This is a genomic window from 'Chrysanthemum coronarium' phytoplasma (assembly GCF_000744065.1).
GTDB lineage: Bacteria > Bacillota_I > Bacilli_A > Acholeplasmatales > Acholeplasmataceae > Phytoplasma > Phytoplasma asteris.
The window spans coordinates 1-11,177 of the sequence record NZ_BBIY01000026.1 but is presented as its reverse complement, the minus strand read 5'-3'; the positions used below and the strand labels follow the sequence as shown (position 1 = coordinate 11,177).

Here is an 11,177-nt window from a genome sequence, read left to right as displayed (position 1 = left end):
TTTTCCTTTGTTTGAAACTACTCAAGAAGACCTGCCCCAACCAGATCTTACTTTGGAAAACTCAAATACTTCCAACCGTCTTTATTCTTTGCATCATCCTTTTACTGCTCCTTGTGATATTGCTATTTTGAAAAGCAATCCTCAAAAAGCTCTTGCCAAAGCCTATGATTTAGTTTGGAACGGCTACGAAGTGGGTGGTGGTTCGTTAAGAATTAACAATCCCCAAACGCAAGAATTAATTTTTAGTCTTTTAGGATTTTCACAAGAAGAAGTGCAAACTCGTTTTGGTTTTTTAGTCGAAGCCCTTAAATACGGCACCCCACCTCATGGAGGAATTGCCCTAGGTCTTGATCGTCTTGTGATGTTGTTTACCAAAACCAACAACATCAAAGATGTTATTGCCTTTCCTAAAACCCAAAGTGCCAAAGATTTGATGTTAGAAGCTCCCAGCGCAATTGACCAAGAACAACTCAACACCCTAAAACTCAAATTCAAATGCAATTGTAATTAAGGATGTTTCATGAAAACTATCAAACTTGCTTGTAGTCTAGATGCCAATCAAACCTATATTATAGCTGTAAGTGGCGGTGTTGATTCAATGGCTTTACTTCATTGTTTGGTGGCACAAAAAATAAAACTGCAAGTTGTGCATTTCAACCATTTAGCGCGCCCTAATGTTTGGAAAGATAAAGAATTAGTCCAAAGTTATTGCCTGCAAAACTCCCTTTGTTTCCATTATTTTGAACTTAACTGCCCCCAAAAAAACTTTCAAGCCCAAGCGCGTTTATTAAGACAACAAAAATTAATGCAAATAGCTACAAAGCACCAAACTCCTTTTATTTTAACAGCCCATCATTTAGATGATTTGGCAGAAACTATTTTACAAAAAATAACTAGAAGCAGCACTTTGCTAGGTTATAGTGGCATGCAGATCCAAACTTCTTGGCAAGATTTCATTTTTTTGAAACCTTTTTTATACGTTCCCAAAGCCAAAATCATAAGTTATGCTGCTTTTTATCAAATCCCTTTTTTGGAAGATTACACCAATCAAAACCTCACTTATCAAAGAAACCAAATCAGGCACCAAGTTATTCCTTACTTAAAAACCCAAACTAGTTTTTTGCAAAATATCCCAAAATACCAACAAACTCTTTTGCAAGCCTATAATTTTATTCGCAAACAAACTCTTTTATTTCTTACAAAAAACACAAATCATAGTTGTAACCCACCAAACTCTTTTGCACTTGCACCTTTTTTAAACCTTGATTTAGTTATTCAAAAAGATATCATTTTATTATTATTAGAACAACAAAATATTACTAAAAGTTTTATTTTTATCCAAAATATCATCAAAGGCATTAACAATCCTTATAAGCCTAATTTATCTTGGCATCTTAATTTTGAGTGGCATTTAATTAAAGATTACAAGCACATTACATTAATGAGGCCTGCACCACCACTTTCCTTTGCTTTGTCAAAACCTTTGTTGTGTGTTTCTACATGTAATCTTTGTCTTGCTTGCATTTCTCCTTCGTTACAATCCCTCAATTATAATCCTCAAAAAGTTAGTTTTCCTTTAAAAGTGCGTTTGCGCCAACCAAAAGACACATTAAAATTTAGTTTTGGCACTAAAAAATTGAAAAAATTTTTAATTGAAAAAAAAGTTCCCCTTACTCAAAGAAATAATTTATGGTTAGTAGTAGACAATCTAGACAATATTTTATTTATTCCTCACTTATATATCAACCTAACTTTAGGAAACCAATCCAAGATTTATTTAGCTTTTAAAAACTTTTTTACTTCTTCAAATTGTTTTTCTCAAACAAATTAAAAATGAGAATCCAAAAAAATAAATGCAGAAATTACATCCATCCCAAACTAAACTCCAAACATTAAAATATTTGATTTCAATGTTTAACTCAAAGATAATTTCTTGCAAGAAAGGCTAATTTATGTCATTTTTTGATAAAATTTTTAAAAAATTCCATATGGGCGTCCTTTATTTTGCTGTAATTTTAATAGGTGCCACTTTTATTTATTGTTATTTTACTAAGAATGCAAAAAAAGATAACAATACATTTGATGAACTTGCAAAAGATAACAAAATTGAAAAAATTATTTATGAACCTCACTATTTTAATTCATATTTTTGTAATGTTTTAGTTACTACTACAGACGGCAAAGTAATTGATTTTTTTAATATGCCTTGTGCAAAAGTATTTGAAAAAAAACCAAACGGCAAATACAAATATAAAATTGATTCTGTAGATCCTAGACCTTGGAATGGTTATGAACTTGTTGTTTGGGTATTTAGACAATGTTTAACAATGTTAATTTTTTACTGTTTTTTTCTCTTTTTTGCCGATACTATCAAACAAATGGGACAAGAAATTTTGGCATCCGCCCCTGGTAAAAAAGGTTCTAAAAGTCGCAAAGTTATTATCAATCAAAAAAGATTTACTTTTTCAGATGTAGCAGGAGCTGATGAAGAAAAAGAAGAAATGTCAGAATTGATTGACTTTTTAAAAAACCCGCGCAAATACGCTGCTATGGGAGCAAGAATTCCTAAAGGAGTTTTGTTGTATGGACCTCCAGGTACAGGAAAAACCTTACTTGCCAAAGCAGTTGCAGGTGAGGCAGGCGTTCCTTTTTTTGCTGCTTCAGGTTCTGATTTTGATGAAGTTTATGTAGGTGTTGGTGCTTCACGTGTCAGAGATCTTTTTAAAGAAGCTCAACTGGCAGCTCCTTGTATCGTTTTTATCGATGAAATTGAGGCAGTTGCTAGAAAAAGAGGCTCCAATATTGGTGGGAGTAACGGTTCTGAACAAACCTTAAACCAACTTTTAGTAGAGATGGACGGCTTTAACCAAAAAATGGGTGTTATTGTTATTGCAGCTACTAACCAACCCGAAGTTCTTGACTCAGCTATTTTGCGTCCTGGACGTTTTGACCGTCACTTTAATATTACTTTACCAAATGTTAAAGACCGTGAAGCTATCTTAAAATTACATGCAAGTAATAAAAAACTTTCAGAAGAAATTAGTTTAGAAGAATTAGCTAAACAAACCCCAGGTTTTAGTGGTGCTCAATTAGAAGGCACCTTAAACGAAGCTGCTTTATTATCTGCTAGAAGAAATGCTACTTTTATCAATAAAAAAGATATCAGCGAAGCTTTAGACCGTATTTTAATTGGACCTGCTAAAAAATCTAAAAAATACAATGACAAAGAAAAACGTATGGTAGCTTATCACGAAGCAGGACATGCTGTTATTGGAATTAAAATTCCTTTTGCCCAAATAGTGCAAAAAATCACCATTATCCCCCGCGGAAACGCAGGCGGATACAACTTAATGCTTCCTCAAGAAGAAACTTTCTTTTCTTCCAAAAAAACCCTATTAGCCCAAATTACTTCCTTTCTGGGCGGACGTGTTGCCGAAGAATTAATGTTTGACGACGTTTCTAACGGCGCTTACAATGATTTTAAACACGCTACGCAAATAGCTAAACTGATGGTAACTAAATACGGCATGAGTGATTTAGGACCAGTGCAATATTCAGGAAATACTTTCCAAAATGATTTTTCTGATCCTAAAGGTTTAGAAATTGACCAACAAATTCAAAAAATTATTGCTAATTGTTATCAACAAGCCAAACAAATTATTCAAGAAAACCAAGATTTGCTTGACACAATCGCTAAATATTTACTTGAAATTGAAACTCTTAATAAAAGAGATATTGATGAAATTGTAGCTACAGGAAAAATTGCTTGGTGGGAAAAAGAAAAAGAAGAAGCCAACAACCCAACCCAACCAACTTCTCAAATGCCTTCCAACAACGAAACAACTAGCACTGATACAACTCCTTTAAATGATGAATTGAAAACAACAACCAATTTAGACAACCAAGAATCAAACGAATCAAATCCAAAAAATAAGGAAACAACTTCTCCAGAAGTTGTGTCAACAGATTCCGAATAAACCCAAAACCAATCTATTTTTTCATTTCTAAAAATAGTTTTTTTCAAAAACCAAAAATATCTTTACAATTAACACCAATTTTAAGCTTGCTTAGAGTTGGTGTTCGTTATGATAATTTAAATTTATCACCAATGCTTTTTCTTGATTTTTTAACCTTTTTATTATTTTTTCTTTATTTTTGAAACCCAATTCTTTTACTACATTTTTTTAACTTTTAGAAAACAAGGCCTTTTACATGAATGAAAAAAAAGAGTTTCTTATTTCTGCCAGTGAGGCATTTCAACGTTTAGATCATTTTTTATTGACTCGCATTAATTTAAATAAAAGTCAATGTCAAAAATTAATTTTGGCACAACAAGTTTTGGTCAACTCCAAACCTGCGAAAAAAAGTTATTTGCTCAAAGCTCAAGACCTCATTACAGTTATTATCCCTCAAACTCAAGAATCTGTTAATTTACAAACTCCTCAAAATCTTAATTTAGACATCATTTACGAAGACCCCTATTTAGCAGTTATTAATAAATCTGCCAATTTGGTAGCACACCCTTCTTTAAGTTTTCAAGAAACAACCTTAGTTAATGGCTTGTTGTACCAATTTGCAACTTTAAGTCATGTAGATACCCAAAGACCTGGTATCGTGCATAGACTTGACAAAAATACTACTGGTTTATTAATTATTGCCAAAAATAATGATGTAAGCGACAAACTACAAATTGCGTTCCAACAAAGAAAAATTACCAAAATCTATTGGGCTTTAATTGAAGGTTTTTTAGAAGATAAAGGCACTATCAAACTGCCTATTGGAAGAAATCCTCATAATCGATTAAAAATGCAAGTTATTCCAGACGGTAAAACTGCTGTTACTCATTTTAAAACTTTGCAACGTTTTTCTCACTTTTCTTTGATGGAATTTAATTTGGAAACAGGAAGAACTCATCAACTAAGAGCACATTTTTCCTTCCTCAAACGTCCTATTATAGGAGATCTACTTTATGGTTCATCACACCATATTACTCCTTTAGGTCAATTTTTGCATGCCAAAATGTTAAAATTCAACCACCCTATCACCAATCAAAATCTTATTTTAGAAGCACCCTTACCTGCTAATTTTGAAAAGCTTTTACAATTTCTTAACAACTCCAATTAATGCTTGAAACTTTTTTATCTTTGCTTTATCATTTGTGTTTTAAACTTTTTATTTTTTTCACCCACTTTCCAATTTTCCAATCATTTAAATTCAAAAAAACAATAAACAAGGAATTATTTATGATTAAAATTAATAATCTTTCGAAAACTTTTTTCCTTAAAAAAGAAAAACTTCCAGTTTTACAAAACATTTCACTTGCAGTTTTGAAAGGAGAAATCTTTGGGTTAGTAGGAACTTCGGGTTCTGGCAAAACTACTTTATTAAAAATTATGAATGGATTTATGTTGCCTGATAAAAATGCTAATTCTTCCATGCAAAAAGCTTTTATTCATCTAGAAAGTGCTATGATTTTTCAAAATTTTAATCTTTTGAGTAATTTAAATGTTTTTGAAAATGTGGCTCTTCCTTTAGAAATAAGAAGCACTCCCGAAGAACAAATTACTACTAAAGTAAATAAAATGCTAGATTTTGTAGGACTTCGCCAATTTGCAACTGCCTATCCTAAAACGCTTTCGGGCGGACAAAAACAACGTGTAGCCATTGCACGCGCCTTAGTTTACGAGCCTAAAATTATTTTTTGTGATGAGCCTACTTTTGCCCTTGATGAAATGACAAGTCAAGAGATTTTGAAGTTATTGCAGACAACCAATCAAAAACTAAAAACTACCATTGTTTTGGTTTCTCATAATGTTGCAGTAATTAAAAGTTTGTGCCATCGTGTAGCTATTTTGGAGCAAGGAAAATTAGCTAAAATTGCTACCCTTAATCCTTCTTGTAAATTTGAAGCTACTTCTTATCAAAACATTTTTATCTAAATTTTATCCTTTTTTTATCCTTTTTTATCGCACAAATGTTTTTGTCCAACAAAATATTAATAAATAAAATTAATTAGAAAAGAGACACATTACATGTTTAAACTATCTTCTTTATCTTCCAAAACTAAAAAAAATCTATTATTTGCCTTATTAACTATTTCTTTTTTGTGTAATTTGCTTTTGGGTTATTTTCTTTGGGATGCTAAAAAATCTTTAGCTCATACCCCTTCAAACCAAAAAAACCATAAATTAACAGTAGCAACTGCTCTGCCAACTATTAAATATTTTTTAGAAGAATATGCCAAAGACCGTTTAAAAGAATACAATATTGATTTAGATGTTCAATATATAAGTTCTAGATTTAAACAAACCAATGAATTACTTTTAAACAAAAAAGTTGATGCTAAATTAGACGCTCATGTACATGATTTAAATATTTTTAATAAAGAAAATCCAAATATTCCAGATCAAGATAAATTAACGTTTAGCCAAGTAGTTTATTTAGCTAAATTTGGGCTTTTTGCTAAACCTAATACTTTTAATAATTTAGAAGGAATTAAAAGAAACAATCATCCTAACAACCTTAAAATTTTGATGCCACAAGACAATTTTCAACGTTCTTTAGCTTTGCGCGTGTTGCAAGAATTAAAAATTATTGAAGAAATAAACCCAGAACGCACTCTTAGCACCGAAGAACAATTTAATTTAAAAACTACAGATTTTAAACCTACTAATTTATATCCTGACATAGAATACACTACTGAATCGAATTTAATGACAATTACATCTAGATTTCTTGCTCCTAATGATTTTGATTTATGTCTTAATTATCCTACTCTTATGGGATTGGGAACAAATAATTTTATATCACTAGGAATAATGCAAAAACCCACTAATTTAGATGATATTATTTATTCTTATACCATTTCTTTAGTGACTACTAACAATAATAAAAATAACTGGAAAATTAAAATTTTACAAGATATTTTAAAAGAAGCAGAAGCTATTGCATATATGGAAAAAAGCCAATTTGCAACCAATTTTTATATGATTCCAAGACAAGAAGTTAAACAAATAAGTAAAAACATTAAAGATAAATATTTAGGCAAAACAGGCGCTGCTCCTGCTTCTAATTAATGGAAAAACTCAATGGAAAATAATATTTTTATTCGTTTGTGGAATGTTTTAGCTAAAAATCAATTAGTATGGAATGGTTTTAAAGAAACTCTTAAAATTACTTTAATAGGTTGTTTTATTGCTTTTTTTCTAGGGCTTATTTTAGGAGTTTTATTATATTTATTCAAAATACAAAAAAATTATAAAAGATATTGGATTTTAAATAGTTTGATGAATTTTTTCATTTCTACTCCTTTTTTAATCTTAATTGTTTTATTACTAAAATTAATTTTAATCCCTTATTTTCGCATGGGTTATGGCTTTGGTACTGCCCTTTTTTTCTTAGTCTTAGCTATTGCTCCTCTTTTTGCTCGTCATTGTGAACAAGTTTTTTTAACTACTAATCCAGAATTATACCAAACATCATTTAGTCTTGGAGCAACTAAATTTCAATTTGTGACTAAATTTTTGTTAACAGAAACCCGTTCTGATATCATTTTAAAACTAGCTTCTCTTTTTATCACTTCCCTTGCTTATTCTTCTGTTTTGCAAATTGTAGGGCATCAAGGTATTGCAGCAGTGGCAATTGATAATGGCTATAACGGACATTATGATTTTGAACCCTTTTTTACTCGCTTTGATTTAATTATAGTATCTGTTTTGCTTACCTTTATTTTAACTCAAACAGTTTATTTTTTAGGAAATCGCATTGCTTTTGCCCTTGATAAACGCTAATTACATCCATTTTTTACCAAATTTTTTCCTCTCAACAACTTTTTTATCATTTTTTTCCGCAATTTAGTCTTTTTTTTCATCAAATAAAGTAAAATAAGGTATAATACTCTTGTGGATAATATGAAATTAATTATAGCTATCGTTTCTAGTCACGATGCTAACAAAGTACAACAATCTTTAATAGAAAATAGTTTTTTTACAACAAGATTAGCTACTAAAGGAGGTTTTTTAAAAGAAGCTAATGCAACTTTTATTTTAGGAGTCAAAGAAGAACAAGTACCCAAAGCTTTAGAAATTATAAAAGCCCATTCTCATAAAAAAACTCAAATGATTCCAAACAATATCATCAATGAGTTTAGTGCTTATAATTCTTTTCCTACCGAAGTTTCTGTGGGTGGAGCAACGATTTTTGTTCTTGATGTGTACCAGTTTTTAAAAGTTTAACATTAATTAATAATTTTATTAAACCTAAAACCTATCAAATTCAACCAAATTTAAATTAAAAAAAGGAGTTTTTACGTGGCATTAACCAAAGAACAAAAACAAGAAATAATTAAACAAAATTCACGTTTTGCAAAAGACACAGGTTCATCTGAAGTTCAAATTGCTATTTTATCAGCAGAAATAAAACAATTAAGTGAACATTTAAAACAACACCCTCATGATTTTCACTCTAAAAGAGGTTTGTTTATGAAAAACAGCAAAAGACGTGATTTAGTAAAATATTTAGCAAACCAAAATTAATAATTCAAATATCGCAGCTTTTGTGGTATTTTTTTATTTTTATTTTCCTTGCATTTAATTTACTCAAACCAACCCCAACCCCCAAAAATTACTTACACACACACGCGCAACTAAACGCATAACAAAGTTAAAAAGGAGACAACAAGGAACAATATGAAAGGTTTATTAGTTTTATATGACAGATTTGAGGATTGTGAGGCTTTAGTCACAAGAGCTTTATTAAATCGCGTAGCCCTTCCTTTAACAACTGCAACTCTAAATCCCCAATTAGAAGTTATGTCTTCTAGCGGGCTTTGTGTAAAAGCAGATGCCAATTTAGCTACTATTAATCCTTTAGAATACGATTTTTTAGTTATTCCTGGAGGACCTTACGTAGCGCAAATTATTGAAAAAGAAACTTTTTTATTAAAATTAATTCAAAAATTTGTTGATGCTAATAAAGTTATTGGAGCTATTTGTGCCGCTCCCATGTTTCTAGGCAAACTAGATTTATTAAAAAATCACCCTTTTACTTGCTTTCCTTCTTGTAATCATTTTATTGAAGGTACTTATTTGCCAGACCAAAAAGCTGTTATTAGTGATAAATTTGTAACTTCGCGTTCTCCTATAACCGTCTTTGACTTTGTTTTTGCTTTAGTAGAAGTGCTGAAAGGCAAAGCTTTTGCTTTTGCTTTTAAAAATTCCCTTAATGTTTAGTAAATGTTTAGTAAATTTGGGACTTTTTATTTGTATATAAAAAATATCAAAATTATCTGATAACCATCCAACCATTATCCTCTTTTTTCAATTTTTTTTACACAATTTATGCATTCTTTTTTAAAAAAAGTTGACAAAATGATTTTTTTACTTGACTTAATGACATTATTTTAGTAAAATATTAAGAGAATATTGAAAATAAAAAATTACTATTTCATAATAATTAAGACTATTTCATATCTAAATTACAAAAGATTTCATAACTCTTTTGTTTTTGTCGCTTTCAAACAAAACACAAATACACACATAAAATTAATCACTATTTTTTCATTAATAATAAGGAGAAAATTCCATGACAGAACAATTGCAACCAAAAAACAATCAAAAAACTTTAATGGCTAATAAAACAACAGTAAAACCTAAATGGCACCTAGTAGATGCTAAGGGCAAAACCCTAGGCAGATTAGCTACCAAAGTGGCTTCCATTTTAAAAGGAAAACACAAAACACATTACACGCCACACGTAGACAATGGCGATTATGTTATTGTTGTAAATGCTGCCCATATTCATTTAACTGGCAAAAAATGGCAACAAAAAACTTACTACAAACATTCAGGTTATCCAGGTGGTTTAACTAAAGTTGTAGCTTCAGAAATGATGCGTAAATTTCCTACAAGAATGGTTGAAAAAGCAATTTTAGGAATGGTTCCTCATACTAAATTAGGTTCACAAATTGGTAAAAAATTATTTGTTTATGCCGAAAAAAACCACAATCACCAAGCGCAACAACCAGAAAGTTTAGAGTTTTAATTAGATGAAAAAAGTAAATTATTTTGGTACTGGTCGTCGTAAAAGTGCTGTGGCAAGAGTTATTTTAACTAATGGTACTGGCAAAATTACAATCAATACTAGAGATTTTGAAAAATATTTACCATTACCTGCAACACGCCTAGAAATGATTCAACCTTTAGAATTAACTGAAAAAAGAGAAGCTTTTGATGTAAGTGTGAATGTAAACGGCGGAGGTCTTTCAGCTCAAGCAGGCGCTATTCGTTTAGGAATTGCACGCGCTTTAATTGAAAGTGTTCCCGAATTAAGAGTCATTTTAAAAAAAGCTGGTTTATTAACTCGCGATGCTCGTTGTGTTGAACGCAAAAAATACGGTTTAAAAAAAGCTCGTCGAGCACCACAATTTTCCAAACGTTAATCCAAAAAAGAACTTTGTCAAAAAGTTCCTTTTTTTTAAATTTTCCACCAACGCCTCCCCTATTGATTTTAAATTAAAAGGAAAACCCTTACTGTAACTATGAAAAAAATTAAAGTTCGTTATGCTCCAAGCCCTACTGGTTTTTTGCATATAGGAAATGCCCGCACTGCTTTATTCAATTATTTGTTTGCCAAACACAATCAAGGAGAGTTTATCATCCGTATCGAAGACACCGATTTTTCACGCAATGTTGAAGGCGGCGAGGCTTCTCAATTAAAAAATTTACATTGGTTAGGAATTGATTGGAACGAAGGGCCCGATATCCAAGGGCCTTTTGGACCTTATCGCCAATCAGAAAGACTTGCCATTTACCAAAAATACGCCCAAAAACTACTTGATCAAGATCTGGCTTACAAAGAATTTCAAGAAGGACACACCACTTTTGCCATAAGATTTCGCGTTCCTACCAATCAAACTTTTGCCTTTGATGATTTAATTAGAGGCAAACTTACTTTTCAAAGTCAAGAAATCGAAGACTTTATTATCCTCAAATCAAACGGCTATCCTTCTTATAATTTTGCAGTTGTCATTGACGATCACTTAATGCAGATTTCTCATATTTTTCGAGGAGAAGAACACATCACTAACACTCCTAAACAAATTATGATTTATCAAGCTTTCCAATGGCATCTTCCTCAATTTGCTCACATGACTTTAATTCTTAACGACAACAAAAAAA

Annotated in this window: 13 protein-coding genes; all 13 read left to right on the top strand. The window is 30.9% G+C overall.

Annotated features, from left to right (window positions below; genetic code table 11):
- Positions 1-511: amino acid--tRNA ligase-related protein (locus OYV_RS01525; protein ID WP_304515602.1), on the top strand; the 511-nt coding region annotated here is incomplete at its 5' end.
- Positions 512-520: 9 nt separating this feature from the next.
- Positions 521-1,831 (top strand): tRNA lysidine(34) synthetase TilS, encoded by a 1,311-nt coding sequence (gene tilS, locus OYV_RS01520; RefSeq protein WP_042067954.1) that lies wholly within the window; start codon positions 521-523, stop codon positions 1,829-1,831.
- A gap of 121 nt (positions 1,832-1,952) precedes the next feature.
- Positions 1,953-3,977 carry an ATP-dependent zinc metalloprotease FtsH gene (gene ftsH, locus OYV_RS01515; RefSeq protein WP_042067953.1) on the top strand — a complete coding sequence of 675 codons (2,025 nt, stop codon included), beginning with the start codon at positions 1,953-1,955 and terminating at the stop codon, positions 3,975-3,977.
- Between the two features lie 235 nt (positions 3,978-4,212).
- Positions 4,213-5,124: an RluA family pseudouridine synthase gene (locus OYV_RS01510; protein ID WP_042067952.1), complete on the top strand. Its 912-nt coding sequence runs from the start codon at positions 4,213-4,215 to the stop codon at positions 5,122-5,124.
- A 119-nt stretch (positions 5,125-5,243) separates the two neighbouring features.
- Positions 5,244-5,939, top strand: coding sequence for an ATP-binding cassette domain-containing protein (locus OYV_RS01505; protein WP_042067956.1), 696 nt, complete (start codon positions 5,244-5,246; stop codon positions 5,937-5,939).
- Between the two features lie 93 nt (positions 5,940-6,032).
- Complete coding sequence (locus OYV_RS01500; protein ID WP_042067951.1) at positions 6,033-7,076, top strand: MetQ/NlpA family ABC transporter substrate-binding protein; 1,044 nt, start codon at positions 6,033-6,035, stop codon at positions 7,074-7,076.
- A gap of 12 nt (positions 7,077-7,088) precedes the next feature.
- Positions 7,089-7,790 carry an ABC transporter permease subunit gene (locus OYV_RS01495; RefSeq protein WP_011160509.1) on the top strand — a complete coding sequence of 234 codons (702 nt, stop codon included), beginning with the start codon at positions 7,089-7,091 and terminating at the stop codon, positions 7,788-7,790.
- Between the two features lie 120 nt (positions 7,791-7,910).
- Positions 7,911-8,234, top strand: a complete 324-nt coding sequence (locus OYV_RS01490; protein ID WP_042067950.1) for a cyclic-di-AMP receptor — start codon at positions 7,911-7,913, stop codon at positions 8,232-8,234.
- 75 nt (positions 8,235-8,309) lie between these two features.
- Positions 8,310-8,534 carry a 30S ribosomal protein S15 gene (gene rpsO / locus OYV_RS01485; protein WP_011160511.1) on the top strand — a complete coding sequence of 75 codons (225 nt, stop codon included), beginning with the start codon at positions 8,310-8,312 and terminating at the stop codon, positions 8,532-8,534.
- Between the two features lie 153 nt (positions 8,535-8,687).
- A complete protein-coding gene (locus tag OYV_RS01480; protein WP_011160512.1) occupies positions 8,688-9,230 on the top strand; it encodes a DJ-1/PfpI family protein in 543 nt (180 codons plus the stop codon).
- A gap of 352 nt (positions 9,231-9,582) precedes the next feature.
- Entirely contained in the window at positions 9,583-10,041 is a 459-nt protein-coding gene (gene rplM, locus OYV_RS01475) for a 50S ribosomal protein L13 (protein WP_042067949.1), read from the top strand.
- A gap of 4 nt (positions 10,042-10,045) precedes the next feature.
- A complete protein-coding gene (gene rpsI / locus OYV_RS01470; protein ID WP_042067948.1) occupies positions 10,046-10,438 on the top strand; it encodes a 30S ribosomal protein S9 in 393 nt (130 codons plus the stop codon).
- 99 nt (positions 10,439-10,537) lie between these two features.
- A partial coding sequence (locus tag OYV_RS01465) for a glutamate--tRNA ligase (RefSeq protein WP_042067947.1) occupies positions 10,538-11,177 on the top strand: 640 nt, incomplete at its 3' end.

Coding starts and splice junctions, on each gene's coding strand:
- rpsI (WP_042067948.1), top strand. CDS start 10,046: ATGAAAAAAGTAAATTATTTTGGTACTGGTCGTCGTAAAAGTGCTGTG.
- ftsH (WP_042067953.1), top strand. CDS start 1,953: ATGTCATTTTTTGATAAAATTTTTAAAAAATTCCATATGGGCGTCCTT.
- OYV_RS01480 (WP_011160512.1), top strand. CDS start 8,688: ATGAAAGGTTTATTAGTTTTATATGACAGATTTGAGGATTGTGAGGCT.
- OYV_RS01510 (WP_042067952.1), top strand. CDS start 4,213: ATGAATGAAAAAAAAGAGTTTCTTATTTCTGCCAGTGAGGCATTTCAA.
- tilS (WP_042067954.1), top strand. CDS start 521: ATGAAAACTATCAAACTTGCTTGTAGTCTAGATGCCAATCAAACCTAT.
- rplM (WP_042067949.1), top strand. CDS start 9,583: ATGACAGAACAATTGCAACCAAAAAACAATCAAAAAACTTTAATGGCT.
- OYV_RS01490 (WP_042067950.1), top strand. CDS start 7,911: ATGAAATTAATTATAGCTATCGTTTCTAGTCACGATGCTAACAAAGTA.
- OYV_RS01495 (WP_011160509.1), top strand. CDS start 7,089: ATGGAAAATAATATTTTTATTCGTTTGTGGAATGTTTTAGCTAAAAAT.
- OYV_RS01500 (WP_042067951.1), top strand. CDS start 6,033: ATGTTTAAACTATCTTCTTTATCTTCCAAAACTAAAAAAAATCTATTA.
- OYV_RS01505 (WP_042067956.1), top strand. CDS start 5,244: ATGATTAAAATTAATAATCTTTCGAAAACTTTTTTCCTTAAAAAAGAA.